The organism is Sagittula sp. MA-2 (assembly GCF_030126985.1).
Lineage (GTDB): Bacteria > Pseudomonadota > Alphaproteobacteria > Rhodobacterales > Rhodobacteraceae > Sagittula.
This window is the reverse complement of the sequence record NZ_CP126148.1, coordinates 310,585-336,224: the sequence shown is the minus strand read 5'-3', so window position 1 is coordinate 336,224 and position 25,640 is coordinate 310,585. Positions and strand designations below refer to the sequence as shown.

Annotated in this window: 14 protein-coding genes; 6 read left to right on the top strand and 8 right to left on the bottom strand. The window is 67.8% G+C overall.

Annotation, left to right across the window (positions count from 1 at the left end):
• Positions 1–85: 85 nt before the first annotated feature.
• A complete protein-coding gene (locus tag QNI11_RS25060) occupies positions 86–397 on the bottom strand; it encodes a DUF1036 domain-containing protein (RefSeq protein WP_254698469.1) in 312 nt (103 codons plus the stop codon).
• Positions 398–651: 254 nt separating this feature from the next.
• Here QNI11_RS25060 and QNI11_RS25055 point away from each other — a divergent pair, with 254 nt between their 5' ends.
• The 6 genes from QNI11_RS25055 to QNI11_RS25030 all read left to right on the top strand — a co-directional run bounded on the left by QNI11_RS25055 (position 652) and on the right by QNI11_RS25030 (position 5,355).
• Positions 652–1,191: a hypothetical protein gene (locus QNI11_RS25055; RefSeq protein ID WP_283983773.1), complete on the top strand. Its 540-nt coding sequence runs from the start codon at positions 652–654 to the stop codon at positions 1,189–1,191.
• A gap of 132 nt (positions 1,192–1,323) precedes the next feature.
• Complete coding sequence (locus tag QNI11_RS25050; protein WP_283983772.1) at positions 1,324–1,767, top strand: hypothetical protein; 444 nt, start codon at positions 1,324–1,326, stop codon at positions 1,765–1,767.
• 62 nt (positions 1,768–1,829) lie between these two features.
• Positions 1,830–2,471, top strand: coding sequence for a MotA/TolQ/ExbB proton channel family protein (locus QNI11_RS25045; protein ID WP_100931230.1), 642 nt, complete (start codon positions 1,830–1,832; stop codon positions 2,469–2,471).
• A 13-nt stretch (positions 2,472–2,484) separates the two neighbouring features.
• Positions 2,485–2,934, top strand: coding sequence for a biopolymer transporter ExbD (locus QNI11_RS25040; RefSeq protein WP_100931231.1), 450 nt, complete (start codon positions 2,485–2,487; stop codon positions 2,932–2,934).
• 1 nt (position 2,935) lies between these two features.
• On the top strand, positions 2,936–3,343 hold the full coding sequence (locus QNI11_RS25035) for a biopolymer transporter ExbD (RefSeq protein ID WP_100931232.1): 408 nt from the start codon (positions 2,936–2,938) through the stop codon (positions 3,341–3,343).
• On the top strand, positions 3,340–5,355 hold the full coding sequence (locus tag QNI11_RS25030) for a hypothetical protein (RefSeq protein WP_283983771.1): 2,016 nt from the start codon (positions 3,340–3,342) through the stop codon (positions 5,353–5,355). The genes QNI11_RS25035 and QNI11_RS25030 overlap by 4 nt, the downstream gene beginning before the upstream one ends.
• A gap of 76 nt (positions 5,356–5,431) precedes the next feature.
• On the opposite strand, the gene QNI11_RS25025 is transcribed toward QNI11_RS25030, so the two are convergent.
• The 7 genes from QNI11_RS25025 to QNI11_RS24995 all read right to left on the bottom strand — a co-directional run bounded on the left by QNI11_RS25025 (position 5,432) and on the right by QNI11_RS24995 (position 25,414).
• Entirely contained in the window at positions 5,432–7,786 is a 2,355-nt protein-coding gene (locus QNI11_RS25025) for a serine/threonine-protein kinase (protein ID WP_283983770.1), read from the bottom strand.
• On the bottom strand, positions 7,783–8,592 hold the full coding sequence (locus QNI11_RS25020; RefSeq protein ID WP_283983769.1) for a PP2C family serine/threonine-protein phosphatase: 810 nt from the start codon (positions 8,590–8,592) through the stop codon (positions 7,783–7,785). The genes QNI11_RS25025 and QNI11_RS25020 overlap by 4 nt, the downstream gene beginning before the upstream one ends.
• A gap of 88 nt (positions 8,593–8,680) precedes the next feature.
• Complete coding sequence (tagF, locus tag QNI11_RS25015; protein WP_283983768.1) at positions 8,681–9,370, bottom strand: type VI secretion system-associated protein TagF; 690 nt, start codon at positions 9,368–9,370, stop codon at positions 8,681–8,683.
• A 5-nt stretch (positions 9,371–9,375) separates the two neighbouring features.
• On the bottom strand, positions 9,376–13,020 hold the full coding sequence (tssM, locus tag QNI11_RS25010; RefSeq protein ID WP_283983767.1) for a type VI secretion system membrane subunit TssM: 3,645 nt from the start codon (positions 13,018–13,020) through the stop codon (positions 9,376–9,378).
• A gap of 4 nt (positions 13,021–13,024) precedes the next feature.
• Positions 13,025–14,842: a type IVB secretion system protein IcmH/DotU gene (icmH, locus tag QNI11_RS25005; RefSeq protein WP_283983766.1), complete on the bottom strand. Its 1,818-nt coding sequence runs from the start codon at positions 14,840–14,842 to the stop codon at positions 13,025–13,027.
• A complete protein-coding gene (tssK, locus tag QNI11_RS25000) occupies positions 14,842–16,176 on the bottom strand; it encodes a type VI secretion system baseplate subunit TssK (RefSeq protein ID WP_100931239.1) in 1,335 nt (444 codons plus the stop codon). The genes icmH and tssK overlap by 1 nt, the downstream gene beginning before the upstream one ends.
• A 118-nt stretch (positions 16,177–16,294) precedes the next feature.
• Positions 16,295–25,414, bottom strand: coding sequence for a hypothetical protein (locus QNI11_RS24995; RefSeq protein ID WP_283983765.1), 9,120 nt, complete (start codon positions 25,412–25,414; stop codon positions 16,295–16,297).
• Between the last annotated feature and the right edge of the window lie 226 nt (positions 25,415–25,640).

Here is a 25,640-nt window from a genome sequence, read left to right as displayed (position 1 = left end):
ACGAATGCGCCGCGTATCTTGCAACCTCGCCGCACCGTTTGCCAGTCAGACTTTCCATAGCGCAAGGAAACGCCGACCGCTTCGGTCAGGAGGGCGGATAGATGAACAGCGTCCAGCGTTCGCTCTTGAAGGTGTCGACCTCGTGGAACCGCGCCTCGAGGTAGCCGCGCAGGAGGCAGTCTTCCTCTCCCACGATGTCGAAGCGCTTGGTGTCGATGCACATGGGGGTCGCGCCGCGCATGATTTCCTTGCCGAAGACGTCCTGCGCGAAGACGTAGACATAGCGCACGTCCAGCACGCGGTCGATCACGTTGGCACAGCGGTTCGGCCCGACGGTCCACCAGCCGGAGGTGGTGAAGTTCTCATAGGCGTACCGTCCGACGGCGATGTTCAGCACGTTGAGCGTCTGGTTGCAGACAGCGAACTGGGCGGCGGACTGAGCGGGCGAGAAAAGGATGACCAGACAACCGGCAGAAATCAGCCGAAAAAGTGCCGGAAGCACTCCAATGACGCGAAAAAGCCTTATATAAAAGACGTGACGGGGCACGCGCGCTCCAAATTCTTGTGTGTTTTTCGCAACGTAGAGATCCAGCCTGAAAGTCGCCACATTTTGGACAAGAAATTGACGACTTTTCCGCTATATTGGAAGCCATGAAACGCATCATTCTCACCTGTGCCGGCCTCGTAGGCCTTTCCGCGGCAACCGGGCTCGCGCTGTTCGCAAGCCACTCGGCCATGGCCGCCGGTCCGCGCCTGCCCGAGCGTGTCGTGCTTGCCCATGCGGTCGCGGCCTCCAAGTCGACGCAGGCGGTTGCAGTCTCGTTCGAGGGTGAAGCCAAGGGTGTGGTCGAGGTTGAAGTCCAGAACAACGACCGTGTTGCAGAGGCTCGCGGCCTGACGCAGCCGGCGGTGTCGGCCGAGCAGGCCGATCTGAGCGACGGTCTCGCCCCCTACCGGACCCTGCGTCCGGTGTCGCGCGACGACGGTTTCGAGCAGGTCGCACAGTCCGCAGTGGTGACGCGCGGCGATGGTCAGGTCGTGGCTCCGCGCCGAACAACGACCCGCGCCACGTTCGAGCGGGAAAGCCGTCCGCTGATCCAGCGGATCTTCCAGCCGCAGCCGGTGCCGGTCGTCTCCCGTCCCGACCCGAGCGCGTTCACCGCGTCGGGCATGCACGGCGTGTTCCGCTGACACAGCGCAAGGCGCGATCGTGAATTCCCGGCAAACCGGGTTGACATGATGGCGACCTTCCCCGCCAATATGATGCTATAACGGGCCCGGTGGTTTTACCCGGGCTTCATGCATTTTCAGGGGGAGTGAAACATGAAGAACCGTATTTTTGCTTTGTGGATTGCGGGTTTGGCAGCGGTTCCCGTGGCCGCGGCCGCCCAGGATGAAACGCCGGCGTCTGAGCTGTTCAAACTGGAACTGAACGCCGCCGCCGAAACCGGAAACGGCAACTGCCGGTTGACCTACGTGGCGGAGAACAACTCCGGCACCGCGCTCGACCGGACGGAGTACGAAGTGGCGATCTTCGACGGCGAAGGAGTCGTCACCCGGCTGCTGGTGCTGAAGTTCGGCGCCCTGATCGACGGCAAGACCCGCGTGCTGCAGTTCGAGCTGCCCGGGGCCGCGTGCTCCGACATTTCGCGTATCGTCATCAACGACAGTTCGGCCTGCATTGACGCCGAAACGGGCAATGAGGCAGACGTATGCATGTCGGCGCTCAGCGCAAGCTCGCGCACCGCGATTCAATTCGGTATCTAACGTCAGAACGATCCGCGCGACCGGGACACATTCCGCCCCGCGCGCCGCTCAAGGAGTGATTGATGGAGTCCTTTCTCCCCGAGTCCTTTAACATCGCGTCCCTCATCGTCTTCGGCGCCTTGGGGCTCCTGTCGCTCCTCGCGATTGCCGTGGCGATCTACAAATGGGTGCAGTTCATGATGCTCGGCGTCGGACGCCGCAAACGTGCCGAAGAGATCCTCGACAACTGGCTGTCCGGGCGCGCCGACCTGGCCCTGCAGCAGGCGCAGAAGCGCAAGTCCGTGCTCGCCCGCATCCTCCAGGCCGTGTTCTCGGGCGTGCAGGCGAAACCCGGCGACTCGACCTACGCTGAAGAGCTGGGCCGCCAGACCGCGATCATCGAACTCGCGACCATGACGGACCGCATGCGCACGCTGGAAATGGTGGTGCAGGCCGCCCCGATGCTGGGTCTGCTCGGCACCGTGATCGGCATGATCGACGCCTTCTCGGCCCTTGCGGTTGCCGAGGGTGCCGTCGACCCGACGATCCTCGCCGCGGGCATCTACACCGCCCTGACCACCACCGCTGCGGGCCTTGCCATCGCGCTGGTGGCCTATTTCGTCGCCAACTACTTCGAATCCCGGATCGAGCGGGAACGCAACATGATCGAGACCGTCATCTCGGCGGCGATCCACGGCCGGCTCGACCCGACCAAGAAACTCTGACGGGGCATCCGAGATGTCTCAACCGAAGATCAAGCTGCCAGTCCGGCCCCGGAATTATCGCTTTGCGATGACTCCGCTGGCGGATGCCATGTTCCAGTTGCTGATCTTCTTCATGCTGACCTCGTCCCTGACGCCCTATTCGCTGCTGACCGTGCAGACCGCCGCCCCCCCGCCCGAGCAGGTGACCGCGACCTCCGCGCCGACGCCGAACGACCAGACGCCGACACCCCCGTTGGAAGTCGCGCTCTGGACGCTGGAGGCCGAGCGGATCATCGTCGGAGGGCAGGAGTTCACCTTCGACAGCCTCGACGCGCTGGCCGACGCTCTGGGATCCGACGTGGCGCCTGCGGACGTGACCATCCTCGTGCGCGACACCGCACGGGTGCAGGACGTGACGACCGTCCTTGCACGGCTGGCCACCGCCAATGTCGGCGCCGTGCGCGTGGCCCGGGGGGCAATCTGACATGGCCATCCGCCACATCCCCCGCACCCACAAGAAACAGCAGCCGGACATTTCTCTGGCCATCGTCAACATCGTGCTGCTGCTGATCTTCTTCTTCCTCGTGACCGGTCGGCTGACCAACGCGCCAACCTTCGCCATCGAGCTGTCGGAAACCGCGGATCTGCCGGTCGAACACCTGCCGAAGCCGATCCTCGTACTGGAACCCGAAGGCGTCATGATGCTGGACGGAGAGCTGGTGGACGATGTGCAGCTCGCCAACGGCGTTGCCGACCAGACGATCCTGCACCTGCTGATCGACCGCAACGAAAGCGCGCAGTCCCTGATCGACGTGCTTGGCAAGCCGGAGTTCGCGCATCTGGAAATCCGTCTCGTGACCGTGCATCGCTCCGGCGAGGGAGGCGGCTCATGAGCTACCTGCCCTATGGCCGTGGTGCGCCCGGCGGCTGGATCCTCTCGACCGTGGGGTCTGTCGCCGTGCACGCCGGTGTCATCGCGTTGATGTCCGCGGGCGTGTCGCAATGGTTCGTGGAACGCCCGCTGCCGCAGTCGTCGCCCGAATTCCAGATCACGCTCGAACAGCTCGAATCCGATACGCTGGCCGGTCTGGTCGAACGTCTCGGCGAGGCCACCGGGCTCGACGCCGCCGAGGAGATGGAGAACCTCGACCCGGAGGGCGAACTCGCGCCGGACGATGCCTTCGACGACGCCGCGATCCCGGATGCAGAGCAGGTCGACGAGGGCGAACTGGACGCCCTCGACGCGGAGGTTCCCGACGACACGGCGGAGAGTGAAACGCCGGTTGAGGAGGTCACGCCCGAGAACCCGGAGACGCTCGACGCAGCCGAAGCCGAGGATCTGACCCCCGAAGCCCCCGCCGACAGCGCTGAGGCAGAAGAACCCGATACTATCGAGGCGGAGGACACCGCGCAGGCAGAGCCGGAAACCCTCGAAGCCGAAGAGCCGCAGGACCTGACGCCCGAACCACTCGATACGCTGGATGCGGCAGAGGTGGACGGCCTCGACGGGGTGACACCCGACGCGCTGGATGCCACCACGGGCGACGACCTGACAGAGGAGCAGACTGCCGATACGCTGGACGCCGCCCCGGTGGAGGAACCAGGCGCCGAGGACGCAGGTGAGCTCGACACGGTCGAGGCGGAGCCGGTCGAGGAACCGCCTCTCGACACCGTGGAGTCCGTGGGTCCGGAAGAAGAGACCGTCGAACCGGAGGCGCCGGAGGTTGCCGACCTCCAGCCGGTCGAAGAGGCGCCGCTTGTCGCCCCGCCGGTGGATGACGTGACCGCCGTGGTGCCGGAGGAGGACGCGCAGGTCAGCCCGACAGAGGCGGACTCGCTGATCGTGGACGATGGTGCGGCGCAAGTCGTGACCGGCTCCCCCGTTCTGGACCCCACGTCCAGCGAGGATGCCGCCCCGGTCACGTCCGGTGACCTGGCCCCCATCGTCGAGAACGACGAAGAGGTGATCGCCTCCACGCCCACCGGGCAGGTGGAGGCGGAGGATTTCGCGGCCCTTGTCCCGGTGACGCCCCCCACCCCGGGCGACGAGGCCACCGGGCCGGAAACCGTCAGCCCCACGGCGCAACCGCTCGACCCCGTGACGGCGGCACCTCCTGCGGACAGCACGGACACGCTCGACCCCGTGACGGCCGCCCCGACGACCGACACCCTGGATCCGACGACCGCCACGCCTGACGGCGAGGGCACGGACACCATCGAGGCGACGCCGGTCGAACCCTCGCCGCCGCGCGTGACCCGCCGGATGCGCGCCCCGCCCTCCGAACGCGATCTCGCCATCGGCGACCTGATCCAGCGCATCCGTGCAAAGACCGAGGATAACTGCGTCATCGCCCTGCCCCGCCGCGACGGCGAGGACGGGATCGGCCTGGCGCTTCTGGCGGCGGAGGACGGCGCCATGGGGCGCTTCGCCTCCGAGGTGCTGGTGCGCCCCGAGGACGAGGAAATTCGCCAGACCCGTACCCTGCTGGACGAACGGCAATGCGCGGCGCTGACCTTCATCGCCAAGAACCGCGACTACCCGGCGACCCGCATCGGCATGCGCCTCGACAATGCCGAGGTGGCATCGGGCAACCGCGTCTCGGGCGTGATGCGCGGCGTGGGCGACCGGAACCTCGGGCTGTTCCTCGTGGACAACAACGGCGTGGTGCAGGACCTCGACCGCTTCACCTCGATCTCGGGCCAGTTTGTGCGCTTCGACGTGCCGGTGACGCGGGTCGGGCCGTTGCGCGATACCAAGCAACTGCTGATCGCCATCGCCTCGACCGAACCGCTCTCGACGCTGAAGGACCGCTCCGGCCAGCGCGCCGACGACTTCTTTGCCGATCTCAGCGCGGAACTGAGCCGTCAGGCCGCGCTCGCCATCGTCGCCTTCGACGTGCGCTGAGGGAAGTTCCGGAGCAACCCATGCTATCCGATGGGCGAGTGCGCCGGAGCGCCCCGTCACGGGGCACTCCGCAAGCTCACTCTTCGGCCGGGTTCAGCTTCAGGTAGGAGACAGCCGCACTCGCCGCCCCGTTCCGTGATGCGATCTCCTCGAGGATCTTCGGCAGGATGTTTGCCGCCTGGTCGCCGCGCTGCGCCACTGCCGCCTGGGCCAGTGGTTCGTCGCTTTCGACCGCCAGCAGAAGCTGGGGCGCCGGATCCTGCCCGGTCCGCAACGAGAGCGCAAAGCTCAGGTTGCGCTGGTTGCCGACGGGCTGCGACAGCCGGTCCGACAGGTTGAAGATGCCGCCGGTCGGGCTGATTAGGATCAGCCAAACGGCCTGCCCCTGCGGAACGGTCAGCTGCGCCGTCACCGGGTTCTGGCTGGCGACCTCGTCAGCAGAGAGGAACATCTCGACCCCGTTACGGCCCCTGCCCTGCAGCGCCTTGGCGAAGTTCAGCACTTCGCACTGCTGGCGGGTGATCTCGCGCGGCTGCACCTCGGGCCGGGCGCCGAACCGCTCTTCATACGCGGTGGGCAGGCCGGAGAATTGTTCGCGCGTGGCCGAATAGCCCTCGATGGTGCCAGCGTTCGGGCCCTGGTTCACGCGGGTCACGTAAGTGCACGGACCCGTCTCGAAGGCCGCGAGGAACCCTTCGCGCGTGTCGCTCAGCGGCTCGGGGATGCCGGTCTGCTGCGTTTGCGGATCGGGCGGCGTCGGATCGCTGCCTCCACCTCCGCCGCCAAGCAGTTGCGACTCGCCGCCGATCAGGCCCTGCTGCCACGCGAAGAAACCGCCGCCCCCGACGATGGCGAGGAAGACGACCAGCAGGATCAGGATCAGGCCGCCGCCGCCGCGCTTCTCCACCTCCGGCTCCGGAATCGGGGTCGGGCCGAGCGAAGTGTTCAGGGTGATGTTCTGCGTGGCACCGGGGATCTGCAGGCCGGAGGTCATCGTGCCCGCCTGCGTCATCCCGTGCGCGGTATTGCCCGGCGGGGTCGTGTGCAGCGGTGGCGGCGCGGGCGGTACCCAGCCACCAAGATAGCGTTCCGGGATCTTGGACGGATCGTTCACCAGTTCGCGGACTTCCAGCATGGAACCGGGCCGATCCTTCGGATCGGGCTCCAGCATGTAGGACAGGATCGGGCGCAGTTCTTCGGGGGCGTGTGACAGGTCCGGGATGGACTGGCGCGACTGCACCGCCTCGACGATGGACGACCCCATGTCGAGCGGCTTGCCGATGGAGGCGGCGGCGATCAGCAGCGCCAGCCCGTAGATGTCGGTCGCAGGCGAGATGTGCCCGCCGTAATGGCCAAGTTGCTCGGGCGCGACGTACTTGAACTTGCCGGCGAACCGCCCGGCCATGGTGGCCTCTTTCACCACCGAGGACTGGGCGATGCCGAAGTCGATCAGGCGCGCGGTTTCCACCCGTCCGCTTTCCAGCATCACGTTGTCCGGCGACAGGTCGCGGTGGATGACCTCCGCATCGTGGGCCGTGGCGAGACCGCCCGCCAGCCGGGCCAGCAGCGCCTTGGCCTGTTCGACCGGCAGCGGGCCGGTGTTGGCGATGTAGTCCTTGAGCGGCTCGCCCTCGATGAACTCCATCACGAGGAAATAGCGCTGAAGCTCTGGGTCGGGGACGTAGTTGTAATAGCGGACGATGGTCTCGTCCGTCAGGCGGCGCAGGGTCCGGGCCTCGCGCTTGAACAGCAGGCCCGCCTCGGCGTCGTCGGCCTTTTCCTGCAGGATCGCCTTGATCGCCACCGGGTCGCCGGTGTGGATCTCGATCCCGCGATAGACCTCGCCCATGCCGCCGGACTTCAGGACTTCCTCGATCCGGTAGTTGTTGTTGATCAGCGTGCCGATGGGCAGCTTGCCGGTGGCGCGCGCAGCCTCCGCCGCAGCCTGGTTGGCCCCGGTCGGCGCGGGCGGATACCCGGTCGAGGTGGTCTGCGGCGCGTAGGACGGATCCTGCGTGTAGCCCCCCTGCCCCGTCCCGGTGACCTGCGGTTCGTAGGACGGTTCCTGCGTCGGATAGGCCGGGTTCTGCGACGGCTGGTTTGTGGTCTGCGGCGGCGCGGACGGCGGCGTCGGGGGCGGATAGCCGGTGTGCGTATACGGCCCCTGCTCGTAGCCGAGGTCGGTCTGCTGACCGGCGTTCGGATCGTTCGGCCGGGGCTGCTCGGGCCATTCCGTCGGCGTCTGCGCCGGATAGGACGGGGGCTGCTGCGCAGGCCATGGCCGCGCGCCGCCCGGACCGGCGAACTGCGTACGCTCGTCCTCGTCGTCGTCCTCCGGCGGGCGCGTCTGGCCCGGCGGCGTCGGCGGACGGAAGACCGTGCGCTCGTCGTCGTCGTCATCTTCGGGTGGATTTGTGCCGGAAGCGTTCATGCCTCGGCCTCACCCGCAGATGTGTCCAGTTCCAGCACGTCGTCCATCAGGTCGTCTTCTTCTTCCGGCTCCGGCGGTGGCAGGCAACGCATCGCGACCACGGTCACGTTGTCCTTGGCGCCACGTTCCAGCGTCAGTTCGATCATCGCCTCGCAGGCGTCCTTCGGGCGATGCCTTGCGGCCAGTTCCGCAATGTCCTCGTCGCTCAGGTGCTCCGTCAGCCCGTCAGAACACAGGATGAAAGTATCGTCCAGCGCCAGCTTGCCACTGACCACATCACATTGCGGGGTCTCTGTCACCCCGATGGCACGGGTGATGACGTTCTTGCGCGGCCAGTTCTGTGCCTCTTCTTCGGTTATGGCTCCGGAATCGAGCAGCATCATCAGTTCGGTGTGATCGCGGGTCTGCTGCACCAGCTTGCCGTCCCGCAGAAGGTAGATGCGGCTGTCGCCCGACCAGATGCAGGCGTAGTCCTCGCCATGGATCAGCAGCGCCACCAGAGTTGCACCGATGGTGCCGCGTTGCAACTCCTGCGCGTGTTCGTAGATCGCGGTGTTGGCGCGGTGGATGCGCTCCATGAAGCGGGCCTGAAGGTCGTCCGGAGAGGCCGACATCCCGATGGAGTTCAGCTCCTGCACGATGGTGTAAGAGGCATAGTCCCCGGCCGCGTGCCCGCCCATGCCGTCCGAGACCACCCAGAGCCCGCAGTCGGGGCGCGACAGGAAGTTGTCCTCGTTCACCGTCCGCTTACGTCCGACGTCCGTGGCCTGCCCGGTCTCGAAGGTGAAGAATTCGTTATGATCCATGGGCATCCTTTGAGCGCCTCGTCATGCGCTGCCGCCGTGCAGGTCCTGCGTTGCCGCTAGTGGGGCGCAGGCCGGGTTTCAACGTTACTTACCATTCCGCGGCTTCGGCCGTCTGTTCCTGTTTCGGCTGCCCCGCCAGCAGCCATCTCAGCGCGCCCGCGTCCGGCAGGCCGTGGCAGCCCAGCCAGACCGGCAGGCGCGTGTCGTCACCGGCGGACCACCAGTAGGACCGCTGCAGCGCCCCGCGGGCCAGGTCGGCACCGGCCGCGGCCCTGAGAAGCGCGTCGAGGTCGCCCTCGGGATGATGCGCCCAGATGGTCGGGCCAAGTGCGCGCTCCGCCTCGCCCTCGGCAGGCAGCTCCAGCGTCAGCCCCTCGAGCAGGCTGGCCGCGCCCTTGCCCGGCGCCATTGCCGTCACATGCGCCTCAAGTGCCTCCCACGGCGACTGGTCGGTCGCGCCGCCATCACCCGGGACGGGCAGAAAGACGTTCTCGGCGGCAAGGATCAGCGGGTAGTCCCGTCCGACCTTGTCCTGCGACGGCTGCATCACGCCCGCCACGGGCACGCCCAGAACGCTGCGCCCGATCCAGAACCGCAGCGGCTGCGTCTGTGCCCACCATGACTTCCAGTCCGAACCGGCGTCCTCGCGCACGCGGCTCAGGGTCTTGTCCAGCCAGCGCATCAGCGCATCGTGCACATCCTTCGACAGGCCCGACTGGATGAAGTCGCCGAAGCCGGGGTGCTTCCCCATGACACCGATGCGCGCGGGTTCCGTCACTCCGCTCACTCCAGCGACGTCGGGCAGCTGAAGTCCCGAAGTTCACGCATCAGGAAAGGCACGGTCGAGCTGTCGAACTCGATCCGGTAGGTGATCGACTGGCCGCGGATCGTGTAGCGCACGGTGACCACGTTGCCCTGCACCTTCGGTGCGCCGTCCGCCAGCCACTTGGCGATGTCCCAGCGGCCCTGGCTGAACTCGAAGGTCGCCTGGTTGCCGATCCGGGTCGGGATCAGCTCGATCGACACGCCAGCCGTTTCCCCCGGCCATGAGAAGCCCGCAGGTGTCGAATCCGGCTGGGTCGGGATGGTCTTGCCGTGGATGTTGAGGTTAGCCAGCCCGACGCCCGGCGAAGAGGTCACATGCTTGATCGACATGTTGACCTCCGGCGTCGGAGAGCCGGAGGCGAAGAACGCGCGCTGGATCTTCTGCGCCCGGTCGAACTGCGCCAGCGCGCTGCCGGACAGGCGCTGGCCGACAGCGGTGCCGGGGTCGGCGCGCAACCCGTCAGAGGTGCGGATCACGTAGGGCGCCAGGTGCTGCGAGTAGAACTGGTCCATCTTGCCGCCCGGTCCGAAGAACTGGCCGAAGATCGACGGCGAAAGGTGCCGCGACGACCCGCCCGAGAACGGGTAGAACGGCGCGATCTCCGTCTTGCAGAACTGCGCAACCTCGTCGTTCAGGGCTCGGGTCAGCTCCGCCAGCGTGGCGTTCTCGGCGGCGGTGCGGAACTCCGTCGCCACCGCGCTGTTCATCCGCGCGATCACGTCGGGCGCACCGGCGTTCGTGCGCGTCAGCGCGGTCAGCGCCTGCCCCAGCATCTGGTCGTCGGCTGGCGTCGGCGCAAAGGCCGCGTTGGAGCGGTTTTCCTGCACACTGGCGTAAGCCTGCAGCATGAAGTCGATGGGCCGGTTCGGGCGCTCGCCCTTGATCAGCGTGTGCCAGTCCTTGAAGTCGTCGGTGATGCGCTGCACCCGGCGCCGGTCGACGTCCTCGGCCAGCCCGCCGGAGCTGGCGCGGAGCTGGTTCTTCGTCCGGTTGCCGAGGCTTTCGAGGATCACCCGCGTGAAGACGCCCGACCGCGAATAGATCCGGTCATAGGCCGCACTCCCCAGCGCGCCGCCCAGTTCCGCGTTCCCTCCCGAAGCGATCAAGCGCGCCGCGTCGGTCTCGGAAATCCCGCCGATCTCGTCGTAAAGACGCATCAGGTTGGTTTCCTCGGTCACGCCCTCGGCCAGTTCGGCGATGGGCGAGTTCGTGGGCGAGGCGGCATAGCTCAGCAGCGTGTAATTCGGGCTGTCCGCGCTCATCTTGGCGATGGTCAGCTTCTCGAACATCACGTTCCACGCCACCGTGAATTCGCGGCGGTACTTGGAGAAAAGCTCGTTCTCGAGGTTGGCAAGCTGGGTGTTGAAGTTCACCCGGTCGCCGGTCTCCCCCAGCACCCACTGCTCGTCTTCCAGCCGTTCCTTGGCCGAAACCATCTCGTCGACGAAGAAGCCCCAGTACCCTTCGAAGGTGTAGAGCCCCGGCACGGAAAGCTGGTCCAGAGGCGAGCCGTCCGTGGTCCGGAACACCTCGTTCACGTTGCCCGACACCCGGTTCACGAGGTTGAAGTCCGGCACGCCCGACAGGCTCGATGCCTCCTTGATCGCCGCATAGGCCTGATCGGCCAGCGGCAGGTTCACGATGCTCTCGCGCGCCCGGCCCTTGATGTTGTCGTCGGGCTTCACCATCACTTCCTGGTCGGTGTCCAGTTCGAGCATGGCGTCGAGATGCTGCATCAGCTTCGTCCGCTCGTCGAAGCGCGTGGCACCGGGCATCATGATCTGCCATTCGGTGTCGAAATAGTTGCGGATCGCCTCGTCGCCGTCGCCCTTCGCCTCCAGATCGCGGCCAAGCTGCATGTAGACCTTCAGCGCGCGATATGTGCCTTCGGTGTCGCCGTCGATGATCAGCTGCGGGATCTCGTTTTCGAGGTGCAGCATCATGCGCGGCCGCAGCATCCGTTCCAGCCCGTCGGAATAGGCCTTCCTGGCGGAGTTCGCGATCTCGCGCGACCGGTTCAGGCCAAAGCCTTCCCAGAACGTCGGGTTGTGCGGATTGCCGTAGCCCGCGGGCATGTTCCTCAGCGCGTCGAGATGGTCGATGACGCCGGTCGGATCGGGGTCCTGGATCAGCGAGTTGTCCAGCTCGTTGCGCGCGGAATCGAGGTAAACCGCCGCGTGCGCCTCTGCATCGCGGACCAGCGTCGCGTTCTGCCAGAAGCTGTAGCCGAAGGCCGCCATGGCCGCCGTCGTCGCAAGCCCGATCACGCTGAACGCCAGCGTCCTCAGGATCGCCACGCGCCGCACGGCGCGGCGGTCGAAGTTCACCCAGTCGCGTTCCTCGAAGATGACCTTCGCCAGCACATCGTGCAGGAAGTAGCTCTTGCCCTTGCCGGACATGAAGGCGGGCTGGAAGCCCTCCCCTTCCCCGTCGCGCGACATCGCACCCAGCACCTGGTCGATGGGCGTGCCTTCCTGCGTGCCGGAGGTGAAATAGAAGCCGCGCAGGATCGCGTTGGTGTCGTAGCGGGTCGGCTCGAACACCTTGCGCAGGAACTCCACCACGTTCTCGCGCAGCATCGCCATCTGGCCGGGCAGGCCGAAGATCTGGATGCGCGAGGTGTCGTCGGGTTCTTCGACCATGCGGTCCACGACCTCGTCCGAGAGCCGCGACAGCAGCGCGTCGAATTCCTCGCCCACCTGCGCATGGGTCGCCTCACGGCGGTCCTTGGTCTGGAAGGTCGTGCCCCACGCCATCTTGCGCCGGGCCTGGCTGAAGGAACTGAAGTACTCGCGGAAACCGGCGATCAGGTCGGCCTTGGTGAACAGCACGTAGACCGGGAAGTCGATGCGCAGCGCCTGATGGATCTCGCCCAGCCGTTCGCGCACCACCGCGGCATGCTGGGTCAGCGACTCCGGCGTGCCCTTTAGCATGTCCTCGACGGAAAAGGCGAGGATCACGCCGTTGATCGGCTGATCCGGGCGGCCCTTCTTCAGCAGTTCGAGGAACGCGCTCCACGAGGCCTTGTCGGCATTCGCGTCGCTCTCCTGCATGACGTAGCGCCCGGCGGTGTCGATCAGGACTGCCTGCTCCGCGAACCACCAATCGACGTTCTTTGTCCCGCCGAACCCCTGCGCACCCTCGGTCAGCGCGTCTTGGCCGGGGAAGTCGATCCCGGAATAGCGCAGAGCCGTCGTCTTGCCCGCGCCCGGCGGGCCGATGATGACGTACCACGGCAGCTCGTAGAGGTAGTTCTTGCCGCCGGTCTTCTTGAGCTTCTCCAGCGCCTCGCTGAACCGTGCGTTCAGCACCTCGCCGTCGCCCACCGGTGCCTCGACGAGGCTGTCCTCCAGCGCCTTCGCCTTGCGGCGCCGGCGGATGAACTTGAACAGGTACCATCCGAGGATCGGCGACAGGATCAGCACGATCACCGCGACCCGTACCCAGATCCTCGAAAAGAACTCCGACCCGGTCATCGGCAGGCCGAAGAAGATCGCAAGGAAGACGCAGATCACGCCGACGACGATCCAGAAGCGCAGGAACGCGCGGCTGGTCAGGATTCTCCAGATGACGTGGAAGAACCGGAAGAACAGGTGTTCCATGGCCTTACTCCTCCACTTCGCGGCGGATCATGATTTCCACCCGCCGGTTGCGGGCGCGGCCTTCGGCGGTGGCATTGTCGGCGATCGGATCGACCGGCCCCTTGCCCTCGACGCTCACGCGTTCCTTGTCGCTGAGGCTGGCGGTCACGAGGTCCGACACGGTCTGCGCCCGCGCCTGGCTCAGTTCCTCGTTGGTCTTGAACCGCCCGCGTCCGGACAGCGGCACGCTGTCGGAATGCCCGACGATGCGGATCGGACCCGGCTGCTCGTTCAGCACGACACCGATGGCCGTGGCCAGCGCTGTCAGGTCGTTCTCCAGCTCTGCACGGCCCGAAGCGAAGCGCAGCGCCGAGCCGAGGCGGATCAGGATCCACTCGTTCTTGACGTCGACCTCGACCTCCTGCCCTTCCAGCGCCGCGCGGATGTCGTCGAGACGGTCGACCACCACGGGCGGCGGCTCCGGCGTACGCTCCACCGGGGCGGAGCGTTCGATGGTCACGTCCGGCAGGTTGAAGTGCATCATCGCGATGCCGTTCTGGGTGCGGCCCGCCTGTTGGGACAAGAGGTAGGCGAGTGTGGCGAACAGCGCCACGACCATGGCGCCGCCCACGGCAGCAGCGACCCAGACCGGGATGCCGCCCCGGCGCCGCTTGCCGTTCACGATCACCGGTGTCCAGCGGACAGAGATGTCGTCGTCCGGCCGCTTCACCACCTTGCGCAGCGTCTCGTAGATCGCCTTGCGGATGCGGGCCAGTTCGTTCGGCCCGTTGGGCATCGCCCGGTACTGGCCTTCGAAACCCAGCGACAGGCAGACGAGGAACAGGTCCAGCAGGTGGAACTTCTGTCCCGGCGCCTTCATCGCCCGGTCCATGCGCTGGAAGAAGCCTACACCGGCGTTCCGCTCTCCGAAGAACCGCGCGCCCATGGAGTATTCCAGCCACATGCCCCGGTCCGCGCCGGGCAGGTTCTGCACGATGTCGTCGGCGGTGGCGGCCAGCGCGTATTTCGCGTCTGTCACGTCGTCCGCCGGCACCCCGGCCTCCAGCGCGTTCGACTCGAAGGCGTCGATCTCGCGTGCGACGTGTTCCAGAAGCGGCGCGGACTGCATCTCGACCATGCCGGTGCGCAGGCGGCCCAGCAGGATCAGCAGGTTCGCAGCGGCGGCGACCAGCGGGTTGTTCGGCCCGCCCGCGCCAAGCCCGGTGGCACGCAGCGCGTCCTCCAGCGCGATCTTCTGCCGGACAGAGCGCGTGACCGTCTCGCGCCGCCGCAGTTCAGGGAACAGCTCGGGGCTTTGCGGGCGGCCGGTGTCGGTGTCGTAGATCCGGCCGGAATAATGGTTGCTGCCCGGATTGCCCATCGGACGCGGCTGCGGCTGGTAGGCCGGTTGCTGCGGCGCCGGGCGCGGGGCGGCCTGCGGCGCCTGCGGGATCGGTGTGGGCCGCGGCGCCTGCGGTTGCGGCGGCGGGGGCGGCGCGGGCTGATGGTACTGCTGCTGCGGCGGGGGAGGATTATGGGACACCTTACCCCCCAGCCAGGTGTCCTCGCCACCCGCGCCACCGCCGACCCAGGTCTGGTGCGGCGGCTGCTGGATCGGACTTTGAGGGAAGGCCGATGGCGGGCGCTGCCCCTGCGGCGCCACGCGCGGCGGCTGGTTCTGCGGGCTGATCGGCGTGCCGAAGACTGTGCGGTCCGGATCGCTCGGGTTCACGTTCTGCGACGGCGGCGCGGGCCTCTGGCCGCCACCCTGCGACGGGCGCGGCGGCTGCGGGATCGCCTGTCCGAAGACCGTCTTTTCGTTGTCGTCGTCGTCGCTTGCCATCACCCTTGCTCCGGAATCGCCCAAAGCTCCAGCTTCAGGTCTGGCCAGTTACCGGCGAAGTGCATCCCCACGGCCGGGGCCGAAGAGAACTCGCGCCAGAGGTCGGTCGACTTGTCGAGAAGGAAGTAGACGTTGGAGGCGATCACCCGGATCTGCCGGGGCGGGTTGGGCATGTGGACCAGCCCGATGCCCGGAAGGTTGGCGTTGATGATCTGCCGCATCGCCGTCGAGGGACCGACCTTGCACAGTTGCGGGAACTGCTGCTGCACCTGCGTGAGCGGCAGCCCCGAGGACACTTCTACCACGAAAGCGGCATTGGCGAACAGGTGGCGGTCGTTGACCTTCGCCAGATAGGAATTCGCCCGGACCTCTTCCAGCGGCAGCCGGATCGCGCGTCCGACCTCCTGCGCCAGCAGCGACTGGATGTCGTAGACGATGGGGGTAAAGCTCTCCTTCGGGCTGTCGTGCCGGTAACCCCCGTAATCCTTCGCCTTCCGGTCCGCCTGGTCGAAGGTGGTCAGCTCGCCCGCGAGGCTGACCAGCTTCTCATACAGCCGTTCGGGATGCACCGCCCCCTGCCCGCGCAGGTGCCGCAGGACCGGCAGCTCGCGGTTGATGACCATCAGCATCAGGTAGTCGGTCGCCTGCATGCCCCCGCCCGACGACGGGTCGGAGGCATAGCGCGCCAGCATCGACAGCTTGGCTTCCATCCAGCCGATCACCCGGCTGAGGTAGCCCTCGTAGGCGGAGTGCACCGCAAGGATCATGCCGGTCGGCGGCACTGTCTCGTCCAGCGTCACCACGCCGTCGCGCATGTCCGCGATCCGGCCGATGTAGATGTTCTGGTGCCCGGGCTTGGGCGTGTTCCGCAGCGACAACTCCAGCCGCGGGGTGGCGATCTCGATCGGCTGCTCGCTGCGCGCGGACGAGGAGTTGTCGACCACCGTCTCCGACCCCAGCAGGTAGCGCGTGGCATTGTCGGCGCTGGCGGCGGCCACGTCCTGCGCGTTCACCTCGATGTCCGGCAGGGTCAGCCAGATTCCCAGACCGCTGGCCTCCTCCTCCGGCACGGGCACGGCGGTCGGCAGCGGCGTTGCGTTGGGTGCGTCGAACGGCAGCCCGTCGGGAAAGATGCCGACGATGGACCTCAGCCCGATCCGCCCCTGCTGGGCGAGGTCACGGTCGAAGACGAGGTTCGAGACACCCCAGGGGTACGGCGTGATCTGCGCGGTCCGCACCCGCAGGAGGTGCTCCATGTAGCGATCAGCCTGCTGGAGGTGATGCGGCTGAAGGAACAGGCCCTCTTTCCACGCAACTTTGCTGTACCACGACATGTGCGAAATCGGTCCCTGTATTAAAGACACGACACCGCGTAAGCCGCGATGCCGCTTTGAAATCGAGTTTGAAACGTGGCCGGGGCTGGGTCAAGCCGCCCCGGCCGGTAATCCCTTATTAGAACTGCAGTCTGACCTGTGCGGTCAAGCCCCATGAGTCGAGATTGTCTGAGAAGCGTGTGTCTGCGCGGAGGGATGCGTCGACCTGGCGTGCCGGGAGGGCGGAGCCTGCGTCGAGGATTGCGGTGTAGTTGAAGCCGAAGCTGAGCTCTCCGAAGCCGGCCAGGGTCTCGGACGTGAGGACCTGGGAGGAGCCGTTGCTGTCGACGGTGAAGGTGCTGTCGAGGTCGTCCCCGAAGTCGTTGAAGTAGGTTCCGGTGACGAAGTAGGTGGTCGCCGCCGTGCCGCTTTCCGCGACCTGCGTGCGGGCCAGGGTTGCGCCGAGGTAGCCGATCCGCTGGTCGATGTCGCCGACCTGCAGGGTGGCATTGTCGGCCGTGGTGGAGGGGTCGTTCTCGATGGCGATGCTGTCGCTCTCGATGTGACTGAACGAGAAGCCGGCGGTGGGCACGAGGCGCAGGCCGAGCTGTTCGTTGAGCGTGTGCGAGTAGCTGAGCGAGCCCGAGACGGTCTTGCCGCGGCTGTCGAAGTCCTGCGTCTCGATGCCGAGACCGCCGTTGGCGAAGCTGTTGCTCTCCTGGATGGAATAGGTGGTCTTGTCGGCGCGGATCGACAGGTCGCCGAACCACTGGCCCTTGGCCGCGCTCAGGTAGAGGCCGCCGAAGGTCTGGTCGAACTCGGTGCTGAGCGTGGTGACGGTGCCGCCGAAGTTGACCGGCAGGGAGGTGTCGCCGCCGTTGGTGCCGAGCATCGCGCCGTAGGCCAGGTCCCAGCCGTTGTAGTAGCCGCCCGAGCAGGACCGGTCGAGGCCGATCTGGATGCCGCGGTAGCGCAGGTCGATCTGGTTGGACAGCGAGCCGGGCAGGCTCGCGGCCGAGGTCGACAGGCTGGCCGAGGCCCGCCCGCCGGTGATCCGGCTCCAGGAGCCTATGGCGCAGGGATCGTCGCCCGGGGCCACCAGCGGGGTCACCAGCGCCGAGGACGGCCGGTTGACCACGGTGGAGATCAGGCTCTGGGTCGCCGCGAGGCCGGAGGCCACGCCGCCGAAGGCGAGGTTGGGCGTCGCGGTCAGCTGCACCGCGGTGCCGGTGTTCTGCAGGTTGTAGACGAAGGCGCCGTTGGTCGGCAGGCCGGTTTGGGTGGCCGAGACGCCGGCGGTGCTGGCCGCGGTGATCAGGTCGATCGGCGCCGCGACGTTGGAGAACACCCCGTTGACGTTGGAGAACGCCAGCGTCGGCGCGCCGGTGGCGGTGCCCGTCACGTTGACCTGGTCGGCGGTGTCGGCGGCCGAGGTGCCCACCATCGCGCCGGAGACGTTGACGTCCATGCCGATCACGCCGTTCAGCACCGCGTCGCCGTTGATCACCAGGCGGTCGGCGGTCTCGCCGTCGACCATGTCGATCAGGCCGGAGCTGGTGAAGCTGCCCCCGCCGCTGGTGGTCAGCGTCACGGTCTGGCCCACGCCGGAGTTGATGTTGAACCGGCCGGTGTTGGTGATGTCCGACCCGGCCCCGGCGGTCAGCGCGCCGGTGGCGCCGAGGAAGTCCATCACGCCGTTGGCCTCGTTGCCGAGCGCCGCGAAGGAGAGCAGCGTGCCGCCGTTGCCGATGGCCACCTGGTCGTCGTTGTCGAGGTCGCCGGAGGTGGTCTGCAGGGTCGCGCCCGCCCCCAGGGTGACGCCGCCGGCGTCCTCGATGTCGGCGCTGCCCACCGCGAAGGTGAAGCCGGGGTCGACGGCCAGCGTGCCGCCGTCCATGTCGAAGAGGCCGGTCACGGTGGCGTTGCCGTCCACGGTGGTCGACCCCGCCGTCTGGGTGAGAGTGCCGCCGATGCTGCCGGAATCGGTCAGCGTGCCGGTGTTGGTGACGTTGCCGGTGACCGCGCCGTTGTTGTCGAAGGTGCCGGAGTTGCCCACGCCGCCCACGACGGTGCCGTCGTTGGTGAAGCCGCCGGCGTTGGCGACGTCGGTGGTGAAGGTGGCGGTGTTGCTGACCGTACCGGTTGCGCCCACGGTGGTGCCCGCTGCGGCGTCGGTGTCGGCGTTCACGTTCAGCGTGGCATCGTCCACGGTCAGCGCGCCGGTCACGACCGATGTGCCGCCCCCGCCCGTGCCGTCCACCGTCACGGTGCCGCCGTTGATGTCGAGGATGCCGCCGAGGGTGCCCGCCAGCGTCGAGGTGGCGGTGCTGCCGGCCTGCTGGACCACGTCTCCGGTGATCGTCGCCGTGCCGCCGCCCGCGCTGTTGAGGTCGAAGAAGCCGGTGCCGCCCACGGTCACCGGGCCGTTCACCGTCGCGTCGCCGAGGACGTTGGCGTTCAGCTCGATCCCCGCCTCGTCGAAGGTCACGCCGCCGGTGGTCAGCGCCGCGCCGCCGCTGGCGTCCGCGGTGAGCGTGACCGCGGTCAGCGATCCGGTGCCGGTGTCGGTCACCGTGCCGGTGCCGAGGTCGAGGGTGCCGCCGAGGATCTGCAGCCCGGTGCCCATGCCGCTGGCCACGAGGTTGTCGTTGCCGGTGGCGGTCACGGTGCCCGCGTCGATGACGATCTGGCCCTCGTTGACGATGGTGCCCTGGCCCGCGCCGCCGGCGCTCAGCGTGCCGCCGTTGGCATAGGTGATGACGCCGTTCGACTGGTTGGTCAGGGTGGTGGCGGCGATCAGGTTGCCGCCGGCACCCACCGCGACCTGGTCGTCGGTGGTAAGCGCGCCCGTCGTGGTCTGCAGGGTCGCCCCTGCGCCCACCGTGACGCCGCCCGCGTCCTCGATGTCGGCGCTGCCCGCGCTCAGGGTGATGCCGGGATCGACGGTCAGCGTGCCGCCGTCGATGTCCAGCTCGCCGGTGACCGTTGCGTTGCCGTCCGCGGTGGTCGAACCCGCCGTCTGGTCGAGATCGCCGGTGATCGTGCCGGAGGTCGTCAGCGTGCCGGTGTTGGTGAAGGCCAGCGTCGAGCCGTTGTTGTCGAACGTGCCCGAGTTGCTGACCGTGCCGGTGCCGCCGTTGTTGGTGAAGGTGCCGGAGTTGCCGACGCCGCCCGTGGTGCCGTTGTTGGTGAACCCGCCGGAGTTGGTCACCCCGTCCACCGTGCCGTCGTTCTGGAAGGTGCCGGCGTTGGTGGTGGCGCCGTCGATCTCGCCGGTGGCAGCGACGTTGCCGAAGGCGCCCGCCGCCACGTCGACACCGGCGCCGGTGGCGTCCAGCGTCGCGCCGCCCGCAACCGTCAGCGTGCCCGCGTCGATGTTCACGAGGCCCGAGACGACCGCATCGCCGTCGACGGTGATGGTGCCCGCGCCGGTCTGCTGCAGGAAGCCCGCGATGTCGCCCGCCAGCGTGTTCAGCGCGCTGGTGCCCGCCTGGGTGACGTTGCCGGTGACCTCCGCCGGGGCCGCGCCCGAGGTGCCGTTGATGTCGAAGGAGGCGGTGTCCCGCGTCTCGAGGTTGCCGTCGACGGAGCCGTTGACCGTCACCGTCGCGGTGTTCTCGGCCGTCACGTCGCCGTCGAGCGTGCCGTCCACGACGACCGTACCCGCGCCGCCCGATCCGCCCGCCAGCACGTTGCCGCTGGCGGTCAGCGTGCTGCCCGCGCCGACGTTCAGCGTCGCGTCGTCGACGGTGGTGGCGCCGGTCACCGTGGTGTCGGCGTTGACCGTCAGCGTGCCGCTGTCGACATCCACCGTGCTGCCGAAGGTCGAGGTGCCGTCGACCGTGGTCTGCGCGCCCGCGCCCTGCTGGGTGAAGGCGCCGGTGACGGTGCCGTCGAGGGTGATCGCCGTGGCCGACTGGTTGTCCAGCGCCCCGGTGATCGTGCCGTCGTTCAGGTCCAGATCCGCGGTGCCGCTCAGGTTCACGTCGCCGTCGAGCGTCCCGGCCGAGACGATCGTCCCCGCCGAGGAGTTCAGCGTGGTGAAGCCCAGCGAGGTGCCGCCGCCGAGGAAGATCGCCGCCGTGCCCGCCGTCGCGCCGTTTGCCGTCGAGCTGTTGGTCAGCACGTCGATGTCCGAGACCGAGGAGCTGTCCAGGAGCGCCAGCGTGGCAGAGCCCTGGTTGGTGAAGTTGTCGTCGCCGTCGGTGCCGAAGCTGACGTTGCCGGTGCCGTTCACCGTGATCGTGCCGTCGCTGGTGATCGTGCCGACCGCGTTGTTGTCCTGGTCGGCGTCGAACACGATGCCCGTCCCGCCGGTGTTGAACGTCACGCTGCCGGTCGCGCCGATGTCGATGCTGCCGTTGTCGTTCAGCGCCGACCCGTCGTTGTAGGTCGCCGCGCCGTTGATCGTCGTCGTGTTCGCCGTGCCGAAGACCTGCGCCCCGGTCCCGGCCGTGAAGCTCGCGCCGTCCGCCACCGTCAGCGAGGCATAGGTCAGCGACTGGCCCGCGCCCACCGTCAGCGACCCGGAGGTCACCGTCGCCGCGCCGGTCACGGTCGTGGCCGCGTCCGCGTTCACCGTGCCGCCGTCGATGTCGAGCGTGGTGCCGATGACCGAGGCGCCGTCGACCGTCAGCGTGCCCGCCGACACCGACACGTTGCCGGCCACGTCGCCCGCAAGCGTCGAGGTGCCGGTCGCGCCGGCAAAGAGCGTCAGGTTGCCGTCCACCTCCACCGTCGCATCCCCGCTGGTGCCGTTGATGTCGACGGTGCCCGCATTGAAGACGCTGACGTTGCCGATCATGCTGCCGGTGTCGGCCACCGTCAGGGTGCCGCTGCCGGTGTTGCCGCCGTCGAAGCCCACGTTCAGGGGGCCGCCGCTGGCGGTGTAGGACGCGCCGGCCTGAACGGCCAGCGTGCCGCCGCCGTCGACGAAGCTCAGGCCGTTCGACGCCGCCGCGCCGTCCACCTGAACGGTTCCGGCAGCCGTGATGTTGAGGTTGCCGACGGTGCCTGCGAGGGTCGAGGTCCCCGTGCCGGCGTGGGTCGCCGTCCCGGTGACGGAGCCGCCCGCATTGATGTCGAAGGTTGCCGTGTTTTCCACGTCCAGCGTCCCGTCGATGACACCGTTCACGATCACGCTGCCGCCGCCGCCAAGGCTGCCAGCCCGCACAGGGGACGTCAGCGTATTGCCAGCATTCACCGTCAGCCCGCCCGTGTCGACCAGCGTGTTCCCGGTCACGCCGAGATCCGCATCCACCACGACCGCGCCGCCGGTGACGTTCAGGCCCGACTGGAACTCCGAGGCGCCGTCGACCGTAAGCGTGCCCGCCGACACCGACACGTTGCCGGCCACGTCGCCCGCAAACGTCAAGGACCCGGTCGAGCCCTGCGACAGCGTCCCCGTCACCTCGACCGTCGCATCCCCGCTCGTGCCGTTGATGTCGAAGGCCGAAGCGCCCGCGGTCGACAGGTTGCCGTCGACCGACCCGCCGGCGTTCTGCACAAGCGCCGCCGTGCCCGAAAGCGCCACATCGCCGTCAAGCGTCCCCGCACTGGTCACCGTCCCCGCCGACGAGTTCAGCGTGTTGAAGCCCAGAGTCGCCCCGACACCCACCTGGATCGCACCAGCCGAGCTCGAGGTGTTGGTCAGCGTATCAATCCCATTCAGCGTGCCGTTCGCCTGCACGTCGATCGTGCCGGTGCCCTGGTTGGTCAGGTTGTCGTCGCCCGCGCCGTCGTTGTTGGCCATGCTGACGGCACCCGCGCCGCCGCCCGCGACGGTGATCGCACCGTCGTTGGTGATCGTGCCGGTGTTGTCCTCGTCGTCGTCCGCGTTGAAGCGGATGCCGGTCGCGCCGGTGTTGAACGTCACCGTGCCGGTTGCACCGATGTCGATGCTGCCGGCGTCGTCCAGCGTGTCGCCGTCATTGTAGACCGCCGCACCGTTGATTGTCGTGGTGTTCGACGTGCCGACCATGGCGACGCCGCCCGCGCCTGTCGTGGTGAAGGTCGCGCCGTTCTGGACCGTCAGCGAGCCGTAGGTCAGGTCTCCGGTAACGGTCATCGTGTTGGGGGACTGTACGGTCAGACCGTCATTGAAGGTGCCCTCAACGTCGCTGTCGCCGCCGAAGATCACGTTGCCGCTGATCGTGCCGTTGGCCACGACGGCCCCGCCGTCGACCAGAAGACCGCCCGCCGCGTCGAAGGCCTGGTTCGCGTTCACCGTCAGCGTGCCGTTGGTGTTCACCGTCGTCACCCCGGTGACCGAGGCCACGGCGCTGTTCACGATGGTGTTGCCGCCGTTCAGGGTCAGCGCACCCGCAATCGTGCCGTCGAGGTTCAGCGTCCCGGTGTTGGTCAGGCCGTTGGTCGCCGTGACGGTCACTCCCGATCCGACGGTCATCGTTCCCGCGTTGCTCGACGCGTTGTCGAGCGTGTGCGTGCCGGTGCCCGCGTAGTTGATCGTGCCCGCGGTGTTCACCAGCGTGCCGATCCGGGAATCGGAGTTGATCGTGGTGACGGAGTTCGCGTTGTTCTGCGTGAACGTCCCGGTGATCCGGTCCGTCCCAGTGCCGTTGCCGATGGTATTGGTCGTCTGGCCGCTGGTGATGTCCACGTCGCCTGTGATGGTGCCGTTCATCGTCAGCGTGCCGGCGCCCGAGATGTCGACGCTTCCAGACGCCGTGAAGTTGGCGCCATCGCTCACCGTCAGATTACCGCCGGAGATCGTGCTGGTGTGGATCACCGAGGAGGATCCCGTGACGGTGGTCTGACCTGCGGTCTGGTTAATCCCGGCGACGAGCTCTGCACCCGACAGGTTCAGGCTGCCCGAGGTGTTGATCGCCAGTTGGGTGCCGTCATTGCCGAAAATCGCCGCCACGTTCAGCGTGCCGGTGTTGGTGACGTCCGCGCCGATGCTGGTGGTGCCGTTGATGTTCAGCGTCCCGCCGTTGGTCACCGTGCCGAACTGGGCGAATCCGGTCGTTCCCGTCGCGGTCGTCGTGACCGTGCCGGACTGGTTGTCGAGCGTGACGATCTGGTAATTCCGGTTCAGCTCGACCGTCGCGTCGGCATTGGTGACAATGACTTCCGAAGTGAAGCCGAAGTTCGTGCCGTTTCCGAAGTTGTGGGTGACGGTCGAAGTGCCGCCCACGTTGATTGTCCCGTTCACGTTGCCCGCGACGTCCAGAACGGCAGTGCCTTCCGCGGTGATCCCGCCCGTCGCCGTCAGGCCCGAGCCGGCATTGACCGTAAACGTCCCCCCCGACAGGGTCGATGCATTGGTGATCGTGGCATTGCCGCCCACCACGGTCGCACCGCCGCTCTGGGTCAGCGTGCCCACCGTGCCGCCGTTCAGGGCGAAGTCGCCGGTGTTCTGCGTCATCGTGCCGATGCTGCCGCCGCTCAGCGTGACGTCCGGTGTCCCGTCGGTGACGGCGTTGTTCACGACCGCCGCGACGTCACCGCTGGTCACGACAAGCGCGCCGCTGCTGACGGTGGTGGTGCCGCCCAGCTCCGTGCCGCCTCCGGTCGTGCCGGCGACGGTCAGCGTGCCGCCGTTCACCGTGTTGGTGGTGGAGGCCAGCGATCCGGTCACGGTCAGGTTGCCGTTGGTGACGGTCGTTGCCCCGGTATAGGTGTTCGCCCCGGACAGCGTCAGGTCGGCCGTTGCGCCGTTCACGGTCAGCCCGCCGCCACCCGACATCACACCCGAGAAGGTCGTCGGTGCCACGGTGCCCGTGCCCGCGACGGTCAGGGTCTGACCGCCGGCAAGGGTCACGTTGCCGGCGCCGGACAGCGCGCCGATGGTCTCGCTGTTCACGACCTCCAATGTCCCGCTGGCGGCATTCACCAGCCCGGTGTCGGCAATTGCGCTCCCGCCCGACGCGGACAGGGTCCCGCCGCCGGTGATGTTCGTAGCGCCGGTGTAGGTGTTCGTGCCCGACAGGACCACGGTGCCCGCGCCGCTGTGAGTTACGGAACCGGAGTTGCCGCCGTTGCCGGTATCGTCGGCGATGTTGTCACTTACGGTGAGCGTCTCGCCCGTGCCGGGGGCCAGCGTCACGCCCGCGTTCTGCAGGAAAAGGCCGGAACCCGCCGCGCTGCCGTTGCCGGCGCCGTTCTGGCCCGAACCGCCGGTGACGGAACCGCCGCTGAGGCCCGTCGTGCCGGTGAAGGTCAGGGTTGCGCCGTCCTGGACAAAGACCGCGCCGCCAAAACCCGCGCCGCCGCCGCCGCCCGAGTTGCCGGAGCCGTTTCCGCCTCCGAAACCGCTGGCACCGCCGCCGATGAAGACGCTGCCGCCGCCGCCGCCGCCAAAACCTCCGTTGCCAGCAGTAGTTAAACCGCCGCCGCCGCCGCCGCCGAAGCCGCCAGCACCGCCGTTGCCGAAGTCGCCGCCGCCGCCGCCGCCGCCGCCATAACCGCCGGAACCGCCCACGTCGCCACCACCACCGCCGGCACCGCCGCCTGTGTAGTCCCCACCGCCAGATCCGTTGGCGTTGACACCGCCTGCGCCACCGTTCGGGCCGCCGCCGTTACCGCCAGTGTTGCCGGAACCGTTCGTGCCGTCTTCGAAGGCACCACCGCCGCCACCGCCACCATTATCATTGAAACTGTTGAAGTTCGTGATACCCCCGTCTCCGCCAAGGCCGCCGCCGCCGCCGCTGCCCCCGTCGTCGGGACCGAATGTGCCGCCGTCACCGCCGATCGCGTCGTTGTTCGAAAAGCTCACGTTGGACACCGTCACGGTCGGCGCGGTATCGCCGCGCACGTACAGCGCGCCGCCTGCCCCCATGCCGCCGCCGCCCGCGCCGTTGTCGGTGCCGTCGTCACCGTTGCCGCCGTCACCGCCCTGGGCGAGGCCGTCGGCCAGCGTGCCGTTCTCGATCGTGGCGGTGCCCGAGCCGACAAAGAAGATGCGTGTCACGTTGTTGCCCGACAGCGTGTTGCCGCCAAGGTCGATGGTCACGCCGTCCGCGTCTTCGAGCGTCGGCAGGAAGGTGGTCAGCGTGATGTTGTTGGACAGCGTGATGGTGTCCGCCTCGGCATTGGCGTTGGCGCTGTTGATCGCCGCCGCCAGCTCGCCCTCGTTGGTGACCGCGAAGGTCGCCGCCTCGGCGCCGCCCCCGATCACCAGCGTCGCGCCGGTGGCCAGAACAAAGACCAGTTCCGTCGCGCGGCCCAGCTTGCAGTGACGTGCCAGCGAACGCTGACGGATGCCGATCTGACGGTGCGAGGGAATGAAATCAAACATGGGGGCAACTTTCTTCTGAGGCGCTGCGGGCGTGCGCTGGCAAAGGGTCGTGCCGGTCTTGCGGGCGCGGTGCGACCACAAACGGCGTTTCTGTCGGACAGGACTGGAGGAAAACAGGGACCGGGCGGCACCTCTGCGGCGTCGCATTCAGAGACCCGCGGAATCCGGTGCGGCGGGCGCACCGGCGGGGCGGGTATGTTTCGGTCATCGGGCTTCGCAATTTTTG